Origin of the sequence: Streptomyces humidus, assembly GCF_014649655.1 — a bacterium.
Classification (GTDB): Bacteria; Actinomycetota; Actinomycetes; order Streptomycetales; family Streptomycetaceae; genus Streptomyces; species Streptomyces humidus.
Map to the genome: position 1 here is coordinate 165,493 of NZ_BMTL01000020.1, position 20,475 is coordinate 185,967.

The 20,475-nt window shown below is 70.7% G+C and carries 15 protein-coding genes and 3 pseudogenes; 5 read left to right on the forward strand and 13 right to left on the reverse strand.

The features are described 5' to 3' along the window. Positions 1–2,106: a phage holin family protein gene (locus IE239_RS23700; RefSeq protein WP_190151382.1), complete on the forward strand. Its 2,106-nt coding sequence runs from the start codon at positions 1–3 to the stop codon at positions 2,104–2,106. A 333-nt stretch (positions 2,107–2,439) separates the two neighbouring features. Continuing rightward, a complete protein-coding gene (locus tag IE239_RS23705; protein ID WP_190151383.1) occupies positions 2,440–2,643 on the forward strand; it encodes a hypothetical protein in 204 nt (67 codons plus the stop codon). A gap of 228 nt (positions 2,644–2,871) precedes the next feature. Here IE239_RS23705 and IE239_RS23710 read toward each other — a convergent pair whose 3' ends face one another. Then, a complete protein-coding gene (locus tag IE239_RS23710; protein ID WP_190151384.1) occupies positions 2,872–5,847 on the reverse strand; it encodes a carbohydrate binding domain-containing protein in 2,976 nt (991 codons plus the stop codon). A gap of 233 nt (positions 5,848–6,080) precedes the next feature. Continuing rightward, complete coding sequence (locus IE239_RS23715; RefSeq protein ID WP_268254527.1) at positions 6,081–6,641, reverse strand: aldo/keto reductase; 561 nt, start codon at positions 6,639–6,641, stop codon at positions 6,081–6,083. Between IE239_RS23715 and IE239_RS42300 the strand changes: the two are divergent. After that, a pseudogene (locus tag IE239_RS42300) lies at positions 6,606–6,695 on the forward strand (winged helix-turn-helix transcriptional regulator); the annotation flags it as partial. The gene IE239_RS23715 and the pseudogene IE239_RS42300 sit on opposite strands and share 36 nt — an antisense overlap. A gap of 312 nt (positions 6,696–7,007) precedes the next feature. On the opposite strand, the gene IE239_RS23720 reads toward IE239_RS42300, so the two are convergent. From IE239_RS23720 to IE239_RS23745, 6 genes are all read right to left on the reverse strand, one after another. Beyond that, positions 7,008–8,015, reverse strand: a complete 1,008-nt coding sequence (locus IE239_RS23720) for a LacI family DNA-binding transcriptional regulator (protein ID WP_190151385.1) — start codon at positions 8,013–8,015, stop codon at positions 7,008–7,010. Continuing rightward, positions 8,015–10,264: an alpha-xylosidase gene (yicI, locus tag IE239_RS23725; RefSeq protein ID WP_190151386.1), complete on the reverse strand. Its 2,250-nt coding sequence runs from the start codon at positions 10,262–10,264 to the stop codon at positions 8,015–8,017. Before yicI ends, IE239_RS23720 begins: the two co-directional genes overlap by 1 nt. Positions 10,265–10,274: 10 nt before the next feature. Next, the gene (locus IE239_RS23730; RefSeq protein WP_190151387.1) at positions 10,275–11,099 is read right to left on the reverse strand and encodes a carbohydrate ABC transporter permease; all 825 of its coding nucleotides are present in this window, start codon (positions 11,097–11,099) and stop codon (positions 10,275–10,277) included. Beyond that, entirely contained in the window at positions 11,096–12,064 is a 969-nt protein-coding gene (locus IE239_RS23735) for a carbohydrate ABC transporter permease (RefSeq protein ID WP_190151388.1), read from the reverse strand. Before IE239_RS23735 ends, IE239_RS23730 begins: the two co-directional genes overlap by 4 nt. After that, positions 12,061–13,356 (reverse strand): extracellular solute-binding protein, encoded by a 1,296-nt coding sequence (locus IE239_RS23740; RefSeq protein ID WP_190151389.1) that lies wholly within the window; start codon positions 13,354–13,356, stop codon positions 12,061–12,063. The genes IE239_RS23735 and IE239_RS23740 overlap by 4 nt, the downstream gene beginning before the upstream one ends. Positions 13,357–13,489: 133 nt before the next feature. Then, complete coding sequence (locus IE239_RS23745) at positions 13,490–14,161, reverse strand: MFS transporter (protein ID WP_190151413.1); 672 nt, start codon at positions 14,159–14,161, stop codon at positions 13,490–13,492. Positions 14,162–14,165: 4 nt separating this feature from the next. Between IE239_RS23745 and IE239_RS23750 the strand changes: the two are divergent. Then, positions 14,166–14,676 (forward strand): annotated as a pseudogene (locus tag IE239_RS23750) (type 2 periplasmic-binding domain-containing protein); the annotation flags it as partial. On the opposite strand, the pseudogene IE239_RS42305 reads toward IE239_RS23750, so the two are convergent. Further along, positions 14,666–14,868, reverse strand: a pseudogene (locus IE239_RS42305) (transposase); the annotation flags it as partial. The pseudogenes IE239_RS23750 and IE239_RS42305 sit on opposite strands and share 11 nt — an antisense overlap. A 515-nt stretch (positions 14,869–15,383) precedes the next feature. Between IE239_RS42305 and IE239_RS23755 the strand changes: the two are divergent. Continuing rightward, a complete protein-coding gene (locus IE239_RS23755; protein ID WP_190151390.1) occupies positions 15,384–15,812 on the forward strand; it encodes an OsmC family protein in 429 nt (142 codons plus the stop codon). A 299-nt stretch (positions 15,813–16,111) separates the two neighbouring features. Here the strand turns inward: IE239_RS23755 and IE239_RS23760 are convergent, their stop codons facing one another. The 4 genes from IE239_RS23760 to IE239_RS23775 all read right to left on the reverse strand — a co-directional run bounded on the left by IE239_RS23760 (position 16,112) and on the right by IE239_RS23775 (position 20,383). Further along, positions 16,112–16,519 carry a hypothetical protein gene (locus IE239_RS23760; protein WP_190151391.1) on the reverse strand — a complete coding sequence of 136 codons (408 nt, stop codon included), beginning with the start codon at positions 16,517–16,519 and terminating at the stop codon, positions 16,112–16,114. Between the two features lie 15 nt (positions 16,520–16,534). Next, positions 16,535–18,235 (reverse strand): right-handed parallel beta-helix repeat-containing protein, encoded by a 1,701-nt coding sequence (locus IE239_RS23765; RefSeq protein WP_190151392.1) that lies wholly within the window; start codon positions 18,233–18,235, stop codon positions 16,535–16,537. Positions 18,236–18,483: 248 nt separating this feature from the next. Continuing rightward, positions 18,484–19,347, reverse strand: coding sequence for a Sco1979 family transcriptional regulator (locus IE239_RS23770; protein ID WP_190151393.1), 864 nt, complete (start codon positions 19,345–19,347; stop codon positions 18,484–18,486). Positions 19,348–19,456: 109 nt separating this feature from the next. Continuing rightward, positions 19,457–20,383 (reverse strand): helix-turn-helix domain-containing protein, encoded by a 927-nt coding sequence (locus IE239_RS23775; RefSeq protein WP_190151394.1) that lies wholly within the window; start codon positions 20,381–20,383, stop codon positions 19,457–19,459. Between the last annotated feature and the right edge of the window lie 92 nt (positions 20,384–20,475).

The following is a 20,475-nucleotide window of genomic DNA, read 5'->3' on the forward strand; positions in this document are numbered from 1 at the left end:
GTGCGTGGGGTGCGGTGGCGGCGGGCCGTCAGTCAGGCCGGGCGCAGCATCGCGGTGTGGGGTGTGTCCACGCTGACGATGCTGGTGCTGGCCGGGATACTGCCGGACTTCCGGCTGCAGTCGCCCGACGGCGACAGCGCCACCACGATCGCCGTGACCGCGGCCGTCGGCGCCGGGGTGTTCGGTGTGCTGTCGGCCCTGGTCTGGCCGCTGCTCGTGCGTCTGCTGCTCCTGGTGCCGGCGCTGGTGCTGGGGACGCTGGTGTTCTTCCTCAACGGATCGCTGCTGCTGCTCGCCCTGCGGTTGAACCCCTCCGGGCAGAGCGAGGCGGCGCCCGAGACCGCCGTCATCGTCGCCGCCGTGATGTCCGCCGTGGCCTCCGCGACCGGCGGCGCGCTGGCCGTCCGCGACGACGACGCCTACCGCCGCCGGCTGTACCGGCTCGCCGACCGCCGCCGAAGAGGCGGCCCCGCGTGTCCGGTCACGCCCGGCACCGTCTTCCTCCAGTTCGACGGCGTCGGTCACGACGTGCTGGAGGCGGCCGTGCGCAAGGGGCTGATGCCGACCGTCGCCAGGTGGCTGGGCGGCGGGCCCGGCCAGGGCGGCGGCGCCCCCGCCGCCGACGGCGGCGCCACGCACCGCCTCACCCCCTGGCGGACCGACTGGTCCAGCCAGACCGGCGCGAGCCAACTGGGCATCCTGCACGGCAGCAACCACGACGTGCCCGCCTTCCGCTGGTACGAGAAGGACAGCGGGGAGGTGATGGTCTGCAACCGCCCCACCAGCGCCGCCGAACTCCAGCGCCGGGCGGTCGCACGCACCGGCGACGGCGGACTGCTGTCCGCCGACGGCGCGAGCCGCGGCAACCTCTTCAGCGGCGGCGCCGACGAACAGGCGCTCGTGCTGTCCATAGCCGCGCGCCGGCGCAGCCGGGAGACCCGCTCACGGGCCGGCTACTTCGCGTACTTCTCCGACCCCGCCAACGCGGTGCGCACGGCGCTCTCCTTCGTCGCCGAGGTGGTCCGCGAGATCGCCCAGTCCACCCGCGCCCGCCTGCGCAAGGAGCGCCCGCGCGTGGGACGCGGCGGCCTCTACCCGTTCGTCCGCGCCTTCGCGACCGTCGTCGAACGGGACGTGGTGGTGGCGGCCGTCACGGGTGACATGCTCGCGGGACGCACCGCCGTCTACGCCGACCTGGTGGCCTACGACGAGGTCGCGCACCACTCCGGGCCGCTCGGCCGGGACACCGAGCAGGTGCTCGGGCGGCTCGACCGGGCGCTCGCACTGATCGAGAGCGTCGCCGGACACGCCCCCCGCCCCTACCGGATCGTCGTGCTGTCCGACCACGGCCAGAGCCCGGGCGAAACGTTCCGCGCCCGCTACGGGCTCACCCTCGGCGACCTGGTCCGGGCCGGCTGCGGGCTGCCCGTGCCGCGCAGGGCCGAGCGCACCCACAGCGGTGCGGAGGCCCGGGCGGCCGTCCGCGCGGCGCTGCGCCGGCCCGTGGAGGAGGGCGGCGCACGCCACCGCCCGGCCGGCCGCGGCTCGGAACCGATCGTGCTCGCCTCCGGCAACCTCGGCCTCATCTCGTTCCCGGACGTGCCGCACCGGATGAGCAAGGAGGAGATCGACGCCCGTCACCCCGCGTTGCTCTCCATGCTCGCCGACCACCCCGGCATCGGATTCCTCCTGGTGCGCAGCGAGCGGCACGGCGGGGTCGTCCTCGGCGCGTACGGCGCGGAGATCCCCCTGGACCGGCTCGACGACGACCCGGGCCCGCTGGCGGTGTTCGGGCCGGGAGCGGCCGACGCCGTGCGCCGCACCCACTCCTTCCCGCTCGCCGCCGACGTGATGGTCAACTCCTTCCACGACCCGGCCGACGGCGAGGTCCTCGCGTTCGAGGAGCAGATCGGCTCCCACGGCGGCCTCGGCGGCGCCCAGGCCAGGCCGTTCCTGCTCTCCCCGCTCGCCCTGTCCCCACCGGACGCGGACGGCGCGGAGCCGGTCGGGGCGGAGCACGTCCACCGTGTGCTGCGGCGCTGGCTGCGCGAGTCCAACGGACCCGAGGTGCCGCTGGAGCCGGCGCCGGAGGAGCACGCCGCCTGAATCCCGGCCGCGTCGGGGTGCGTCGGGGTGCGTCGGGGTCGGGGTGCGCCGGGGGCAGGGGGATCACCGTGTGCGGACGGATCCCTGCGCCCCTCCGGACACGGCGCACCCTTCGCCCTCTCCCGAGGAGTCCTGGCGCGCGTGCGGCGCTGCCCACCCGGACGCCGTTGCGGTTCAGCGCGCTGTCGCAGCGGCCGTGGATGATCACCGAGCCGTGGTCCGTGACCGTGATCCAGCCGCACCGGCTTCGGCGACACCGCCGCCCGGACCCTGTCCGGCTCCGCCGCCCCCTCCGGCCCCTACGCCGCCCTCAACGCTGCCACCGACCAGCAGATGGCCGCCTCCTACCGGTCCACCCGCCTCTCGGCTCCGCCCGAGACCGTCGCGAAGTTCATCGACCACGCGGCCACCGCCGCCGAGCCGCGCACCCGCTACGTGGTCACCCCCGCCGCGAAGACCTTGATCCACGCCCGCCGCCTGCTCGGCGCCCGTGCCTTCGACGCCTACCTGCGCGCCCAGTTCAAGGACGCCGCATGAGCCGGTTCCCGGACTGTCGAGTCCTGAGGTGGGCGCGCGGGAGGCCCCGTCCGTCGTCGCCGTCGCCGTCGTCGTCGCCTCAGCGTTCGCCGTCGCCCCAGCGTATGCCGGACCGGCCCGCGCGCGAGGGGGCCCGTGGAGCGGTGAGGCGCCCACCGCCGGGATGCGATGGGCGCCTCGTCTCCTCTGCCTCGGGCAGGGCCCGGGTGCTTCGGCCGAGACCGTCCGCTACTTCAGGTAGGGGCCGTCCGTGCCGATCTTCCCGGGGCCGTTGAGCACGAAGACCCGGAGGTTTCCCTTGCCGGGGGCGCCGACGGACAGCGTTCCGTCGGTGACCGTCCTGGAGGTGCCCGTGACGGCGTCCGTGTACGTGCCGTTCGGGATTCCCGTGTACGTCGCCCCGTCGGTCACGGTGACGAGCGCGAAGCTGTCCGTGCCACCGCTGGTGTAGCGGCGCTTGTAGGCCATGCCGCCGGAGATGCCCTCCGTGGAGTACTGGCCCATCTGGAGAGCGGGGATCGCCCGGCGGATCTGGTTGAGCCGTTGCAGGTGCTTCACCAGCGGCTGGGCCAGTGTGGCGGCGACCTGACCGCTCGCGGACGCGACCGTGCCGAAGCCGGACGCCGTGACGGAACCGGCCAGTTGGTCGCCGTAGTAGGCGCGGCCCGTGTTGGCGAGGGGGCAGGAGGGACCGCAGTCGATCTGCTTGCCCTTCTGGAACTCGGTCTCCGACCCGTAGAGGAGGGTCGGGATGCCGCGGAAGGTCCACATCAGCGACATGTTCTCGGCCCAGGCGTCGGTGCCGCCGCTGTAGCGGGTGCTCGACTTGTTGGGGCCGTAGTCGTGGCTGTCGACGTAGACGACGTTGTAGGTGGCGTCGTTGGTGCTGTCGTCGGAGTCCTTGCCGTTGCTGTAGGCGTTGTGCGCGTCGCCGAAGTTCATGTGCATGCGCATGTCGATGATGTTCATGCCGGAGAACTTGCTGTGGTCGGGCGCGTGGTAGGTGTTGCCGTTCAGGAAGGCGTTGGTGGACGTCGGCTGGTTGCCGGTGCCGAGGTTGTTCTCGTAGGTGAACTGCTCGAGGGCCGCCGCGGTGTCGTCGGCGCTGTACTCCTTGCGCTCCTTCCAGGTGTAGAACTGCGCCGAGTGGTTGACGGACCCGCGGTTCCACTTGTCGTTGACGAAGGCCGCGACCTCGGCGAAGACGAAGAAGTTGCTCGCCGTCGCGGCCCCGAACGTCTGGGTGACCCGGTCGTAGACGGCGGGCAGGAAGCGGCGGTTCCAGGTGACGCGCGGGATGTGGACGGCCGTGTCGATCCGGAAGCCGTCGATGCCCATGTCGATGTACTTGTCGTACGCGCCGATGAGGTAGTTCTGCACGGGCGTCGACTCGGTGTTGAAGTCGGCGAGGTCCTCGTGCAGCCAGCAGGAACGGGAGTCCTCACCCTCCCAGTTGCCGATCCAGCACTGGTGGTAGTAGGCCTTCGGGAACATGCCCGAAGTGGGGCTCGGCCACTGGCAGTTGTAGACCGTGTAGCCCTCCGCGCTCTTGCCCCCGGTGGGCTTGCCCCAGTTCAGGCAGGTGTTGCCGGTCGGCTCGGCGGTCGACCACAGGTCACCGTTGTAGTACGACTTCCCGGACTTCGGCTCCACGGTCAGGCCGTCGTACTCGAAGCCCTCGGCCTTCTCGTCGTAGTACCAGCTCCACTGCGAGTCTCGCACGCCGTACACGGTCGGGGTGAACAGGCCCTTGGCGCCCCAGCGTGAGCTGTGGTTGTACACGACGTCCTGGTAGATCTTCATGCCCTTGGCGTGGGCGGCGTTGATCAGATCCTGGTAGGACGCGCCGGCCGACTCCAGGCGCGGGTCGACCTTGTAGAAGTCGTAGCCGTGATAGCCGTGGTAGTCGTAGTCCGAGCGGTTCAGGACCACCGGGGTGATCCAGACCGCCGAGAAGCCGAGGGCCTTGATGTAGTCGAGCCGTTCGACCAGGCCCTTGAAGTCGCCGCGGAACATGGGATCGTTGTTCGCCGCGTTCCCGGACTTGACGTGCTGACTGCCGCCACGGTTGTTGGAACTGTCACCGTCGTAGAAGCGGGCGGTCATGACGAAGTAGATCGGGTCCTTGCGCGGGTCCGTGCCCAGCGGCACGCTGCCTGCGGGTGTGCTCGGCTTCTTGCCCGTGGTCGCCGTGGCCGCGGCGGAGGCCGCCGAGGTGTTGCCCGCCGCGTCCACGGCCCTGACCGTGTAGGTGTAGGCGGTGTCCTCCTCCAGCCCCGTGTCGGACAGGACGGTGGAGCCGACGTCGGTGACCGTGCTGCCCTTGGTCCCGCCGGTGCGGGTGACCTGGTACTTCGTCACGCCCGTGTTGTCGGTGGCGGCGCTCCAGGTCACGACCACGGAGACGTTCGTCGCGCTCGCCCGCACGTTCGCCGGAACGCCCGGCGCCTCGGTGTCGGGTTCCGCTGCGGCACACGGGTCCTTCGCGTTCTGGGTGACGGTGTTGTTCTTCACCGTGCTGGTCCCGGACGCGATCGTGTAGTCCGAGCCGTTGTTGTTGTCCCAGATCCCGTTTCCGTTGTTGAACGCGGCTTTGAGCGAGGTCGCGGTGCCGAGGTCGACCGTGCGCTTCCACCAGCCGGCGCAGGAGGCCTCCATGCCGACGCCGGGCACGGTCGTCCAGGAGCCGCCGGCCGGCTGGTAGTGCAGGTTGGCCGTGGTCCAGCCGAGGGTCTGCGTCGAGTAGTAGACGGTCGCCTCGTTGCCGGGGTCCCCGCCGGTGTCGGCGCACGGGTCGCTGTGCGCCACCACGCCGTCCTTGACCGTGATGTCTCCGGTGCCGAGGGCGTAGTTCTTTCCGCCGTTGTTGTCCCAGACGCCCTGGCCGTTGTTGAAGGTGGCCTGGAGCCCGGCGGCCGAGCCCAGGTCCACCGTGAGCTTCACCCAGTCCGTGCAGGCTGCCGTCATGCGCGTGCCGGGAACGGTGGTCCATGAACCGCCGTCGGGGGCGTAGTGGAGGTAGTTGTCCGTCCAGTTCTTCGTCTTCGTGTAGTAGAAGACGGTGGCCGAGGTGGTGGCCGAGGTGGCGGCGGCCGGCTGGGCGGTGGCCCCGACGGCGGTGGGGGTGGTCAGGGGCAGGGCGAGTATGCCTGCGGCGAGAGCTCCGGCCGCCCAGGGGCGGGCGAGGGATCGGCGGCGTCTCATGCGCGTCTCCAGGACGTGGTGGGGAGGACGGGTCCGTGTGGACGCCGGCGGAGACCTTGACGCGCCTCGAGGCCTCCTGCGTCCGTGCCTGCCATGCTCTGCTGTCGGAAACTTTCAGCAAGACCTTGCAGGCATCCCGGAGATTACCGGTACATGTCAGGGTCGTAAAGGGCCCGCGCAGCCCCGGTCGACGACTCCCTTCTTGGCCCTGTCTCCCGCCTCCCGTGTCCACCTCAGGGGAGCGGGGCGCCCCGCGCGGCCGCCCACAGCCCGTACCACTCCTCATGCGTGAGAGAGGGAGTGCCGTGCACGGCGTCGCGGCAGGCCAGGATGCGTTCGGGCCGCGTGGTGCCCACGACCGGCGCGATCCCCGCGGGATGCCGCTGGAGCCACCACAGCAGCACGGTCTCCGGTGCCGTTCCCTTGCGTGCCGCCAGGTCCGCGACGAACCGGGCGGCCGGGGTGTCCGCCCCGCCGGTGAAGCGGCCCTGCGCGAGGGACCCCCAGGCCTGCACCTGAATGTCATGGGCCACGCAGTACTCGACGGTCCTGTGCGGGAACCCGCCGTCCGCCCAGGCCGGGGTGTTGAGCAGGACGCCCGCCTCCACCCAGTCGCGGCGGGCCAGGCTCATCTCGAGCTGGTCGGCCACGAGGGGCACGTCCACGCTGTCCCGGAGCAGGGCCAACTGCGCGGCGCTCATGTTGGACACCCCGAACTGCCGTACCAGGCCCTGCCGGTGCAGACGACCACGACCGGCGCCCCGCTCGGGGCGGCGCTGATCGATCCGATCCACATGCTGACCGAGCGGGCGAGAGCAAACGGCGACGCAGTGCTCGACGCAGTCGACGGACGCGACGGACGCGACGCCGGTCCGACGGTCGAGTCGTTCTGGTGGTCGAGCCGGACTGGCGGATCAGGTGCTGGCTTCGGGTGGGGGTGGGGGCGGGGATTGTCGGGGTGTTCCGGGACCCGGGGGTCCGGTTCGTGTGAGGGAGGGGCCGGGTCGTGGGTGTGGGTGTGGGTCCGGGTCGTGGGTGTGGGTGGTGGTGGCGAGCTGGGTGACGGGTTGGGGTGTTATGGGCGGGGTGGTTTTTGGTTGTGTTTTTGTGTCTTTCGTGTCACGGCTCTTTCGGAGTAGGGCCTTGCGCAGGTGGGTCGGTCAGGTGTTGCGTGGTGCGGTACTGGCTCGCTCCGTCATCCGGGGCGGTAGCAGCGTGGCTTGTGGTACGGGGTTCCCGGCGAGTTTCTTCATCAGTAGTTGCACCGCGCGCTCGCCTACTTCCGTGGAGGGCAGTGCGACGGAGGTGACCGGGACGCGGACGGACTCGGCGACTTCGTCGGGGCAGATGGCGGTGACCGACAGATCGCCGGGGACGCGGAGCCCGAGTTGCTCGAACGCGTCGATCAGCGGCTCCAGGACCGGCTCGTTGTGGACGACGACACCGGTCAACGCGGGCTGCTCGCGCAGGAGTTGCTGGGCGATCTGGCGGGCGGACGCGGGCGAGGCCTCGCAGGGGTGGACGGAGGAGGACAGTCCGTAGCGGTCGGCGGCGGCCGTGAACCCCTGGACGACCCGCTGGGCGAACGCGGTCTGCCGTACGTACACCTCCGGCGGCGACCCGACCAGTGCCACCACCCGGTGCCCGAGCCGGGCGAGGTGTTCCACGCACGCCTCGCCCGCCGCCTTGAAGTCCAGGTCGATGCAGGTCAGCCCGTCGGTGGCGGCCGGGAAGCCGATCAACACCGACGGGCGGTCCAGTGAGCGCAGCAACGGCAGCCGGGAGTCGTGGAGCTGGACGTCCATCACGATCAGCGCGTCCACCAGCGCCGTGTCCGCGACCCGCCTGAGCCCCTCCTCACCCTCCTCCTGGGTCAGCAGCAGCACGTCGTGGTCGTGCTCGCGGGCCGTCGTGACCACCGACACCGCGAACTGCATCACCACCGGCACGTGCGTCCCGGTCCGTAAGGGGGCGACGAGGGCCAGGACGTTGGAGCGGGAGCTGGCCAGGGCGCGGGCGCCCGCGTGCGGGCGGTAGCCCAGCTCGCGGATGGCCGCCTCGACCCGCTGCCGGGTCTCCTGCGAGATCGGCCGCTTGCCGCTGAGCGCGTAGGACACGGTGCTGGGGGACACCCCGGCGTGCCGCGCCACGTCGGTGATCTTCACCATCAGCTCAGCTCCAGCGAGAGGAACCCGGTCCCCGTCTTCGCCCGCGCCGTCCGTTCGCCCGCCGCCAGGTTCCACGGCGCCGCCGGATCACTGCACGAGGCCCGCAGGGTGTCGCCCTCACGGACGACGGTGAAGGTCACGTCGCCGACCGGCACGCTCACCTGCGCGCCCCGCTCGAGTCCGTACGCGCGCAGCGTGACCCCGTCGGCGTGGTCGTAGTCGGGCCGGTCCGCCACCGCGCCCACCGGGATCACCGCCCCCGGCCGGACCAGCAGCGGCACGCTCAGGAACCCGTGCCGCTCGCGCACCCAGCGCGGTCCGGTCACGGTCCGCCCGCTCAGGAAGTGCGTCCAGGTGCCCTCGGGCACGTAGTACGAGACGTCCCCCTCGTCGCTGAAGACCGGCGCGACCAGCAGGTGGGACCCGAGCATGTACTGCCGCTCCAGATGGGCGCAGCCGGGATCGTCCGGGAACTCCAGCACCATCGCCCGCATCATCGGCACGCCCTCGCTGTGGGCGGTGCGCGCGGCCTCGTACAGATAGGGCATGAGGCGCAGCTTGAGCCGGGTGAACTCCCGCAGCACGTCCACGGATTCCTCGTCGAACAGCCACGGGACCCGGTAGGAGGAACTGCCGTGCAGCCGGCTGTGCGAGGACAGCAGCCCGAACGCCAGCCACCGTTTGAACAGCGCCGGCGTGGGTGTGCCCTCGAAGCCGCCGATGTCGTGGCTCCAGTACCCGAAGCCGGACAGGCCCAGGGAGAGGCCGCCCCTGAGCGACTCCGCCATCGACTCGTACGTCGCCTCGCAGTCCCCGCCCCAGTGCACCGGGAACTGCTGGCCGCCCGCCGTCGCCGACCGCGCGAACACCACCGCCTCGCCCTCCCCGCGGTGCTTGCGCAGCACGTCGAACACCGTGCGGTTGTAGAGGTACGCGTAGTAGTTGTGCATCCGCTCCGGGTCGGAGCCGTCGGACCAGGCCACGTCGAGCGGCACGCGCTCACCGAAGTCGGTCTTGAAGCAGTCGACGCCCTGTGTGAGCAGCGCCTCCAGTTTCGCGGCGTACCACTCGCGGGCGGCCGGGCTGGTGAAGTCGACCAGCGCCATACCGGGCTGCCACAGGTCCCACTGCCAGACGCTGCCGTCCGGCCGCTTCAGCAGGTGGCCGAGCGCCTTGCCCTCGGCGAACAGCGGCGAGCGCTGGGCGATGTAGGGGTTGATCCACACGCTGATGTGCAGGTCTCTCGCGCGCAGCCGGGCGAGCATCCCCTCGGGGTCGGGGAAGACCCGCGGGTCCCACCGGAAGTCGCACCAGTTGAACTCGCGCATCCAGAAGCAGTCGAAGTGGAAGACGGACAGCGGCAGTCCGCGCTCGCGCATGCCCTCGATGAAGGAGGTGACCGTCTCCTCGTCGTAGGACGTGGTGAAGGACGTCGACAGCCACAGGCCGAACGACCAGACGGGCGGGAGGGCCGGACGGCCGGTGAGGGCCGTGTACTTGCGCAGGATCTCCTTCGGGCTGGGCCCGTAGATGACGTAGTACGTCAACTCCTGGGTCTCGGCGCTGAACTGGACCCTCGACACGGTCTCCGAGGCGACCTCGAAGGACACCTTGCCCGGGTGGTCGACGAAGACGCCGTAGCCCGCGTCGGTGAGATAGAAGGGGACGTTCTTGTAGGCCTGTTCGGTCGCCGTGCCGCCGTCGGCGTTCCAGATGTCGACCACCTGGCCGTTCTTGACCAGCGGGCCGAAGCGCTCCCCGAGGCCGTACACGGACGTCCCCACGGTCAGGTTGAGCTGCTCGCGCAGATAGTGGGCGCCGGCCGCGTCGCGCAGGATGCCCATGTTCTTGGGGCCGCTGGAGGTGAGGGTGCGGCCGTTCGCGAGGAAGTCGACGTGCCAGGGGCCGGTCCGGGCCACGCGCACCGACAGGTCGCCGGAGGTCAGCGTGGCGTGCGCGTCGTCGTGGGTCACCTGCGGGGGGACGTCCTGCCCGGTGATCTCGAACTCCGGGCCGCGCGGCTGATCGCCGTTGAAGTGGGTGAGGGTCACACCGATGACGTCGGGCATCGGCGTGCGGGCGCTGATCGTCACGACCGGTCCCTTCAGCAGGTCGCCGCGGTGGCGGATCGGCCGGGTGGGCGCGTGGATCTCCAGAACGCCGTCCGACTCGCCGACGTCGAGGACCTCGACCGGGTGGGCCGCGGTGACGCCCTCACGCAGCAGCCAGTAACCGTCGGTGAACTTCACGTGGGGGTCCTTACTTCACAGCACCGACGGCGATGCCGCGGGTGAGGGTCCGTTGGAAGACGAGGAAGAACACGATCGCGGGCAGCACGCCGAGCAGGGCCGCCGCGTTGGTCATCGTGGCGTCCATCAGACGCTGGCCCTGCAGGACGCCGAGGGCCACCGACACGGTCTGGTTGTCGTTGGAGATCAGCATGACCAGGGGGAGCAGGAACTCGTTCCAGGTCCAGATGAAGAAGAAGACCAGGAGCACGCCGATGGTCGGCCGGCTGACCGGGACGACGATCCGCCACAGCACCTGCCACTTGCCGGCGCCGTCGATCTCGGCGGCCTCGATGATCTCGCGCGGGAACTGCCCCAGCACCGACGACAGCAGATACGTGCCGAAGGCCGCCTGGATCACCGCGAAGACGATGATCACGCTCAGCCTCGTGTCGTACAGGCCGGCCTGCTTGCTCAGGTAGTAGACCGGGTAGACCAGCGCCTCCTGCGGAAGCATGTTCGCGAGGACGAAGAAGGCGAGGACCCAGGTGCGGCCCTTGATCCTGCCGATGCCGATCGCGTAGGCGTTGAGCACGGAGAGGGCAGCCGCCAGCACCGCCACCGCCCCGCTGATCAGCGCGGAGTTGAACAGCTTCTGGCCGTAGTCGACGCGCTGCCAGAAGTCCTTGAGGCCGTCCAGGTACAGGCCCCTGGGCAGGCTGAGGGGGCCGTTCTGGGAGTACTCGGCCGGTGACTTGACGGCGTTCACGGCCACGATCAGGAACGGCACGACCATGAACAGGGCGCCGATGCACAGGGCGATCAGCACCGGGTAGCGGCGCAGGGCGGCGGTCATGTCCGTACCCCTTCCTCGGCGTCCTCGGCACGGGTCTGGAGTTTGAGGCCGATCAGGGAGAGGGCCAGGATGATCACGGTGAGGATGGTGGAGATGGCCGCGCCGTAGCCGACCTGGGTCTTCTCGAAGAACGTGGTGAAGGAGAAGTAGGACGGCACGTCGGTGGCGCCGCCGGGCCCGCCCTTGGTCAGCACGTACACCGCGCCGAACACCTTGAGCGCGGCGATGGTGCACCAGGTCAGCACGACGTAGATCTCGGGCCGGATCTGCGGCAGCGTGATGTGCCAGAAGCGGTGCCACCAGCCCGCCCCGTCCAGCTCGGCCGCCTCGTACAGCAGCGGGTCGACGCGCTGCAGGCCCGCCATGAAGACGACCAGCGGGAAGCCGATCTGCACCCACACCATCACGCCCATCACGCTGTACAGCGCGATGTCGGGATCGCCGAGCCAGTCCTGCTGCCAGGAGCCGAGCCCGACCGCCTTCAGCAGTTCGTTGAGGGAGCCGTTGTCGGGCGCGAGGATCCAGCTCCACACGATGCCGGCGACCGCGATCGGCAGCACCTGGGGGAGGTAGAAGCAGGCGCGGAGCACGGCGGCGACCTTGCTGCCGAAGTGCTTGCCGACGAAGTCGAACAGGGCGGCCGCCAGGACCAGGCCGAGCATCGTCGGTGCGGCGGCCATGGCGACGACCATGAACAGGCTGTGCCGGAAGGACGCCCAGAACTCTGCGTCGTCCATCAGCTCGCGGTAGTTGGCGAGGCCGGTCCACTTCGGGCTGCCGATGCCCTGCCACTCGGTGAAGCTCACGCCCGTGTTCATCAGGAACGGGACGATGATGATCACCGTGAAGGCGAGGACGCCGGGCAGCAGGAACAGGGCGTAGGAGTCGCGGGTACGGGGGCGGCGCGGGCCGGCGTGCGGATGCTTGCCGACGGCCCGCGTGCCCCGTTCGACGGTGACCGTCATGGCGTCGGCGCACCCTTGTCGTACGCCTGCTGCAGTGCGCTCAGGTAGGCGTCCGGCTTCTCACTGCCCGTGATCAGCTTCTGCGTCTCGGAGACGAGGGTGTCGTAGAAGCCGTTGACCGGCCAGTCCGGGTAGAAGGCGAGGCCGTCGCGCTGGCTGACCGTGTTGAAGTTGGCGATGAGCTGCTTGGACTTCGCGTCCGTGATGGCGCTCGTGTCGGCCGCGACCGGGATGCCGCCCTTGTTGCCCAGGATGTTCTGGATCTTCTTCGACATGGTGATGTCGATGAAGTCGTAGGCGAGGTCCTTGTTCTTGGCGTTCTTGGGGACGACCCAGACGTTGCCGCCGGAACCCAGCGTCAGGTTCGAACCGGGCCACAGGCCGCTGTCCCAGTCGAACTTGGCCTCCGACTGGAAGCGGCCGTACCACCAGCTGCCGGAGAACAGGATCGGCGTCTTGCCCTGGATCCAGGACACGCCGGCGTCCTCGGCCTTGGTGCCGGTCGACTTCTTGCTGATGTAGCCCTTCTTCACCCAGTCGGCGAAGGTGGTCGCGCCGTACGTCCAGGCCGCGTCGTGGAAGTCGGTCTTGCCCTTGTACAGCTCGTACTTGTCGACCCACGAGCGGTCGGCCTTGGAGAGCGCGAGCTGGTAGAGGTACTGCTGGGCCATGTACTCGGCGCCACCGTTGGCGAGCGGGGTGACGCCCTTCTTCACGAAGGCGTCCATGGCGGCCGTGAGCTCGTCGAACGTCTTCGGTTCGGCGAGCTTGTACTTCTTGAAGAGGTCCTTGTTGTAGTAGACCATCGTGTACTCGGCGTAGTTGGGCACGCCGTACCACTTGCCGGAGCCCATGACGCCGTTGGCGTCGTACTTGCTGGTCGTGGCCACGCCCGCGCTGAGGCTCTTGTCCCAGCCGCGCTTGGTGACCTCCGCGCTCAGATCGGTCAGCAGCCCCTGCTTCGACAGCTGGCCCGCGGTCGCGTTGCCCTTGTTGTACTCCATGAGGTCCGGCGCGTCCGAGGAGTTCAGGATCATGGGCGCCGTCTTCTGTATCTGTTCGAAGCCCTTCTCCTCGAACTTCACCTTGACGCCCGGGTGCGTCGCCTCGAACTCCTTGATCGCCTCGTTCCAGGCCGCGCCCATGGCGCTGTCGGGGCCCTCGTAGTGCCAGAGCTTGAGCGTCTTGGCGTCAGAGGAGCCGCTGTTCGAGCCGCCGCAGGCGGTCAGCAGCAGCGCTCCGCCGAGGAGCGCGGCCGTGACCGCCGTCATACGCCGTTGTGCCGTCAACATCCCGTGCCTCCGGGCATCTGGGGGGTATCGGAGCGTCACGCGCCGAGCGGGATTCGACGGGGTCGTCGAATCGCTTCGATGCGTGACGTCGAAGCGCTTCGACGGCTGAAAGTAGGTGCTGGCCGGGGGCGCGTCAATGGACAGGACGCGAATTACCGTTCCGATTCCTGAGTCCTCGGCGTGCGAGCGCGGTCATCAGGGCCACGGCCGCCGCCGTCAATGGCACCCCGAACCCGGCCGCCGGCGAGAGATGGTCGACCATCCGGCAGCCGGTCGCCGAGCCGCAGGCGATCCCGCCGAGCAGGCCGGTCACCGCGAGCGTCATGCCCCCGTTCAGACGGCCCTCGGGCGTGCGCCGCTCCACCAGGGTCACTGCCGCGACCATCGTCGGGGCGGTCGCCGTCCCGGAGATCAGCAGCGCGCCTGCCGGCAGCGCGAGCGAGCCGGTGAGGGAGGCCGCGAGGAACGGGAGAGCGAGCGGGGCCGTCATGGCCACGACCCACCGGGCCGGGCGGGCGTCGGCCGGCCCGGCCGGACCCAGCGCCCCGAACAGCAGACCCGCCACGCAGGACCCGGCCGCCCGGAACGCGAGGACCACACCCGCCGCCGAACGGTGCCCCTGTGCGTCCGCGAACGCGATCGTGACCACCTCCATGGAGCCCGACACCGCGCCCATGGCCAGCCGGACGGCGAGCCGTGCGGGCATCCGCGCGCGCAGCGGGGACCCGGCCCGGGCCTGCCACCGGACCGGCGGCTCGGTCGAGCGCTGCGCAGCGACCAGCAGCACCCCCGTCACCAGCAGCACCGCCCTGATGGCCCGCTACGAGAGCGGGTCGACCGGCGCGGCCCAGGAGCTGCTCGCCGGGCGATCGACGCGTCGTTCGGGCGCTTCGCGGGCCTGGACCCGGCGCTGCGCGGCCGGCTGGAGCACCAGCTCGTGCGGTACGAGCCGGTGGCCGTGGTACTGCCCGAGGACCACCCGCCGGCGTCGCTGGAGGAGGTGCCGTCGGCCGCGCCGGCGGGGGAGACGGTGTACGCGGGCGCCGGAAACCCCCCCGTACGCCGGAGTGGACGGATCTGGCCCGCCGCCAGTTCGGCGGACGGGGGGTGCGGATCGCGCCACCGGTCCCACTGGCCGTCGGCGACGAGGAGCCCGAGCGGATCACGGCCAAGATGCGGGCACTGGTTCCGGCCGTCGTGGACTTTCCTGCCATGCCCCGGACGGTGCTCCGCCCCTTGACCGGCCCCGTACCCCTGTCGGCCGTCTCACTCGTGTGGCGGAAGGGGCTGGTGCACCCCGCGTTCGATGCGCTTCGACGGGGGCCACATCGATCCGCCCCTGGTTGAGGCCCCCGTAGAGGGCGCCGTGTCCGCGGCGGTGCTCCGGCGCGAGTGCGAGGTCGAACGGCGTTCGCACCGGCCCGTCCATGCACAACACGCGTCGCACAACTCGAACAGCGCGTCGCCCCGCGCTGTCAGACACGCGTACAACTCCGTCCGGAAGCTCGACACTTCCGCGAATGAGGTTTCCCCTGCGAACCGGACAGCTTGATACTGGGACGGATGGTCCCGGAGGAAGCAGTCGCAGGTAGTGAGTGGCAAGCCATCCGGAGCCGTAGCTGCCAGTCGATGCCCATCTTCCTGATCATGTTTCCTGCCCCCATAGATCGCCGTGCCGGGCTTGTAGTGAGCGTCGCAGCAGCCGGGTTTCGGAACTCGTCCGAGACGTGTAATGGTGGACTCGGGTATTAGAACCCTCGGAATGGGTGGGGCTATTCATCGAGGTACTGGTGTCTGATGTCGGCGGGCGAGATGACGAGCTGGCCTTCGCGGACCTGCCACTCAGTCGTCCCATCGACTTCATGGCTGGCTAGGAACAGGCCCCGGATGAGGTCTCCGCAGCGAGTTGGCGCAGCGCGAAATGTGTTGCATTCGATGCAGTACGGCAGCCTGTGCGCGAGAGTGTGATCGGATGGGGCAACGGAAAACCCGTCCTCCGACGGGAAACCCACGCGAAAGGAAGAACCGTGGCCACCACGCGCTCCGCACACACCGTCTGGGAAGGCAACCTGATCGAGGGCAACGGGGTCGTGACCTTCGACTCCTCGGGAGCCATCGACCAGCAGCCCGTGACGTGGGCCGCCCGCACCCAGGAGGCGAACGGCAGGACGAGCCCCGAGGAACTGATCGCGGCCGCCCACTCCAGCTGCTTCTCCATGGCCTTCTCGCACGCCCTCACCGGCGCCGGCACCCCGCCTGCCAAGCTGATCACCTCGGCCGACGTCACCTTCCAGCCGGGTGAGGGCATCACGGGCATCCACCTGACCGTCGAGGGCTCGGTCCCCGGCCTCGACGAGGAGGCGTTCGTCGCCGCCGCCGAACAGGCCAAGGTCGACTGCCCCGTCAGCCAGGCCCTCAAGGCCGTCCCGATCACCCTCTCGGCCAAGCTCGCCTGAGCTGCCCCCTGACCAGCCCCTGACCAGCCCCTGGCCGAACCGCCGAGCACGCCGGAGCCGCCGGGGCCGGCGGTGGCCGGGTGTGGCCGGGTGTGGCGGAGGCTGCGGGGCCGGGGTGCGCCGGGTGCTCCGGCGAGGCGCGCCTCGGCCACCGCGCTGTCGGCCACCGCGCTGTCGGCCGGCGAGCCGGGACCGTCCCGGCCCCCGAACCGGCACAGGTCCGTACGGGTCTTGACGGGTCCGGGCAGGTCCGGACGGGTCTTGACGGGTCCTGACGGATCCGGCGGGGGAGGAGGGGATCAGACCAGGCCGCTGAGACCCCTGATCGCCTCCTGAGCCCACTCCTGAGCGCCCGCCGCCGTTCCCGCCGCGATTCCCGTCGCCACCGGCGCCAGCGCTCCCCGGAGTCCGTTCAGGGCACGGCGCAGCCGGCCCGGCTCGGGATCCTGCGGCCCGGTGATCTGCGTCAGCACATCCCTGGCGGCGACCTCGGCGTCCTCCCGCTCGGGGTCGGCGAGGCCCGCTCCGGGAAGCTGCCGCAGCAGCTCGCCCACGAGCGTCGCGAGCGCCTCGTACCCCGGCGCGACCGCGCCGTTGAGCTGCTGGTTCTGGGTGGCCGTCTCGTTGTTCCAGGCGAACTGGGAGCCCGACACGGCTGCGTTGAACACCGGTCCGTCGTAGTTGTTCACCTGCTGCGGGTCGTTCATCGGCCGACTCCGTCCTCAATCGTTGTCGTTGGTCTGCTGCTGGACGACGGTGCTGTTGTTCCAGGCGAGTTGGGCATGGTGGACCGCGTGGTGGAACACGGGCCCGTAGTAGTTGTTGACGACGGACGTCGGTGCGGCGGCGGGTTCGGCGATGCGCACGACCGGCAGGGTCGTGCGGAGCGTGGCCAGGTCGACACGGCCGTTGTGCTGGACCGCCGTGACCCCCGTGCCCGTCACCGAGCACTCCACCAGCCGGCCGCCGCCCGAGCCGTCGAAGCGCATACCGGTGGCTCCGCAGTCGTCGAAACGGCTGTGCGCGACGTCCAGATACGCCGAGCCCGTCACGCACACGCCGAACGACTGCGCGCCGGTGACGCCGAGGTTCGCGACGACCAGGCGCGCCGAGCCGTGCGCGAGCGCCCCGCCGGTGGTCACCGCCGAGACGTCGCAGTCCCGCACGTGCAGCTGCGCCTCCTCGCCGGCGCTGAAGCCCAGCAGCCCGCGCTCCGCGGAGACCCCTTTCAGCGTGGCCCGGGACTGGCCGACGGCGGCCACGGCCGCCATGTCGAAGTCGTGGATCGTCGCGTCGGTGAGCTCGGCCGTCGTACCGCCGTTGCCGCGGGTCTCCAGGCCGAACGGACAGCGCTCGACGCGGATCCGCTCGAAGACGGCCTTGCTCTCGTCCCAGACCCGCAACGCGACGCCGGTCAGGTCCAGGACGGCGATGCCGGTGAAGCGGCCCCGGGCCTTCTCGGTGACCGCGATGCCGACGTTGCCGCCCGTGACGCGGCACCCGGCCACCCGGGGAGCGCCGCCGCGGGTGGACAGCACCCCGATGTTCCCCGCGCCGAGGATCTCGCAGTCCTCGAACGTGCCCCGGCCCGCGTCCTGGACGTGGATGCCGCTGTCACGGCAGTCGGCGAACACGCACCCGTGCACCGACGGGTCGGCGCCGCTCGCCACCAGGATCCCGTTCTCGGCGTCGGTCACGCGTGTGCCGCGGACCGAACCGCGGGACTGCTCGACGAACGCCAGCGCCGCCATGTGCACGGCCTCGACCCTGCAGTCCTCCACGGTCAGCTCAGCCCGGGTGTCCGCGATGAGGGCCGCCTTCTCGGTCCCGGTGACCTCGCATTCGGCCACGAGCGCCCACGCGTCGCTGACCCGCACCCCGTGGATACGGGCGCCGTCCACCCGACTGGCCCGCACGGCGACCCGGGCGCTCTCGATCACCGCGAGCGCGTTGTCGGCGGAGTCGATGAACCGGCACCGTTCGACCTGTCCGGTGGAACCGGCGAACACGACCCGGCCGAACCTGAACTGACTGTCCGTCAGCGTTGCCGCCGAGCGCGGTCGCACATGCACGCACACCCCGTCGTGCGCCCGTACCTCCACCCGGTCCAGCACGAGGGCGCCCGCGTGGCAGTCGACGACCCCGGCGTCGGCGTCCCGACCGGACAGCACCAGCCCGCGGACGACGACCGACCCGAGGGTGTCGAGCACGGTGCCCCGGGGTCGGCTCACCACCACGGAGCCGGGCTCGCCGAGCGCGACCATTTCGACCTCGCCCCGGACGGAGAGCCGTTCCTCGTAGTGACCGGGTGCGATCTCCACGCGCGCGGCCCGGCCCCGTGCGGCCGCGGCGCGCAGCGCGGAGGCGATGTCGGGATGGGCGCCGCGGCCCCCGTGCGGCGACACGACGTACTTCTTGACCATGCCCGCTTCCCCCGCCGCACCGACCGTGAAGAGTCACTGACTCGCGGCCACCGATGCTACCGGAGCGGATCAGGTGACGGACGGGCCGGCGTCGGGCGGCAGGAGGCCTTCACGCACCCCGCCGGCTCACCGGACCACCCGCTCAGGGCTTGCGGGCGAGCCCCGCGTACATGGGCACGGGGCGCGGGCGTAAGGGCTGCGGGCGGGAGCTGCGGGTGGGAGCTGCGGGTGGGGACGGCGGGCCGCGGTCAGAGGCCGGCGCGGACGTCGCGCAGGATCGTCTTGGTCTGCAGCGCGGAGGCGGCGTGCGTCGTCATGTGGTCGAGGACCTCCAGATGCGCGGATACCTCCTTGCGGTCGTCGAGATACAGGGCGCCGGTCAGATACTCGGTGACGACCATGTCGGGCAGTTCGGGCTCGGCGAAACGGAACAGCGAGAACGGCGCGGACGTCCCCGGATGCGGACCCGAGGCGAACTCGCAGATCTGCAGGGTGACCCGGTCACGCTCGGCGAACTCCACCAGTTTGTCGAGCTGTCCGGACATCACGGCGACATCCGCGCTCACCGGCCGGCGCAGCACCGTCTCGTCCATCACCACCCACAGGTGGGGCGGGTCCTCGCTCTCCAGCAGCCGCTGGCGCGCCATGCGCAGCGACACGTGTCGCTCGATCGCCCCCGGGGTGGTCCGCCCGACGGTGCCCGCCTCCAGAACGGCCCGCGCGTAGTCCTCCGTCTGGAGCAGCCCGGGAACGAAGTGCGGCTCGTACGAACGGATCAGCCGCGCCGCGCCCTCCAGGCTCACGTAGAGGCTGAACCACTCCGGCAGCACGTCGTGATAGCGCTGCCACCAGCCGGGCCGGTTCGCCTCCTCGGTGAGCGACACGAACGCCTCGGTCTCGGCCTCGGGGACGCTGTACGCCTCCAGCAGCACCTGCACGTAGGGGACCTTCAGCGCGACGTCGGCCGTCTCCATGCGCCGTACGGTCGCCGGGGCCACGCGCAGGGCACGGGCCGCCTCCTCGCGACTGAGGCCGGCCGCCTCGCGCAGCTCCTGCAGTCGCCTGCCGAGCACCACCTGGCCCACCGTGGGCGCGGGCCGTCGTTCACTCACGCCACGTCTCCCCTACGCGTTCGGGCACACGGACCAGTGTGTCACGTTCCGGCGGCCCGCTCACCGGAACGGAGGCGCACATTCATCGTGGCCGCCGTATAGCCATGCATCAACCGGCCACCGTGTGAAGGTACTTCACGGTCGCCGGGTCGGCCGGGAGGAACGTCTCGACGGCGAGCTCGGCGACGGTCACGTCCATGGGGGTGTTGAAGGTGGAGACGGACGAGATGAAGGACAGGACCCGTCCCCCGTGCTCGATCCGCATCGGCAGCGCGAAGTACGGAACGTCTTCCGCCGGCTCCGGACCATCGCCGGCCGAAGGTCCGCCGGCCGAGGGTCCGCCGGACGGAGAAGGGCTGTCGGCGACGGGGTACGCGGCGACCTCGTCGTACAGCTCCCGCAGCGGCGCCGAGCGGTACAGCGCTATCTGGCGCTCCATCTGTGCCAGCAGGTGGCCGCGCCACTCGGGCAGGTTGCGGATACGCGGCGCGAGACCCTGAGGATGCAGGGTGAGGCGCATCGCGTTGAGAGGCGGCGTGAGCAGGGATTCCGGCACGCCCTCCAGCAGCATCGTGATGCCCCGGTTGGCCGCCACCACGTCGTACCGCGCGTCCATGACCAGCGCCGGATACGGCTCGTAGCCCAGGAGCAGCCGTTCCAGCCCGGTGCGCAACGCGTCCAGCGCGGGGTCGTCCAGCGGGGTCTGTGGGTAGCGCGGGGCGTAACCGGCGGCCAGGAGCAGCGAGTTGCGTTCCCGTACGGGCACGTCCAGGCGCTCGGCGAGGCGCAGCACCATCTCCTCGCTGGGCCGGGAGCGGCCCGTCTCCACGAAACTGATGTGGCGGGCCGAGGAATCGGCGCTCAACGCCAGCTCCAGCTGGCTCATCCGCCGACGCTCCCGCCAGGCCCGCAGCAGCGGGCCGACCCCGGGGTCGGCCGGGTCGGAGGGGACAGCGCGGGTGGTGGGGGCGGCGCGGTCGGAAGGGACGGCGCGGTCGGAGGGGACGGCGTTCGTACCGGTCGCGACAGTGGTCATCGAGTTCCTCCGTGGATGCTCCGCCGTTCACGGCGGAGAGGAAACGGACTCCTGCGGAGCAGGGCAGGGAGCGGGGTTTCGCCGCCAGGGCG

What these genes read in the sequence shown, in the direction of transcription:
- IE239_RS23705 (WP_190151383.1), top strand. Translation starts at nt 2,440, where the DNA reads ATGGCCGCCTCCTACCGGTCCACCCGCCTCTCGGCTCCGCCCGAGACC.
- IE239_RS23710 (WP_190151384.1), bottom strand. Translation starts at nt 5,847, where the DNA reads ATGAGACGCCGCCGATCCCTCGCCCGCCCCTGGGCGGCCGGAGCTCTC.
- IE239_RS23720 (WP_190151385.1), bottom strand. Translation starts at nt 8,015, where the DNA reads ATGGTGAAGATCACCGACGTGGCGCGGCACGCCGGGGTGTCCCCCAGC.
- IE239_RS23730 (WP_190151387.1), bottom strand. Translation starts at nt 11,099, where the DNA reads ATGACCGCCGCCCTGCGCCGCTACCCGGTGCTGATCGCCCTGTGCATC.
- IE239_RS23735 (WP_190151388.1), bottom strand. Translation starts at nt 12,064, where the DNA reads ATGACGGTCACCGTCGAACGGGGCACGCGGGCCGTCGGCAAGCATCCG.
- IE239_RS23740 (WP_190151389.1), bottom strand. Translation starts at nt 13,356, where the DNA reads ATGTTGACGGCACAACGGCGTATGACGGCGGTCACGGCCGCGCTCCTC.
- IE239_RS23760 (WP_190151391.1), bottom strand. Translation starts at nt 16,519, where the DNA reads ATGAACGACCCGCAGCAGGTGAACAACTACGACGGACCGGTGTTCAAC.
- IE239_RS23765 (WP_190151392.1), bottom strand. Translation starts at nt 18,235, where the DNA reads ATGGTCAAGAAGTACGTCGTGTCGCCGCACGGGGGCCGCGGCGCCCAT.
- IE239_RS23775 (WP_190151394.1), bottom strand. Translation starts at nt 20,383, where the DNA reads ATGACCACTGTCGCGACCGGTACGAACGCCGTCCCCTCCGACCGCGCC.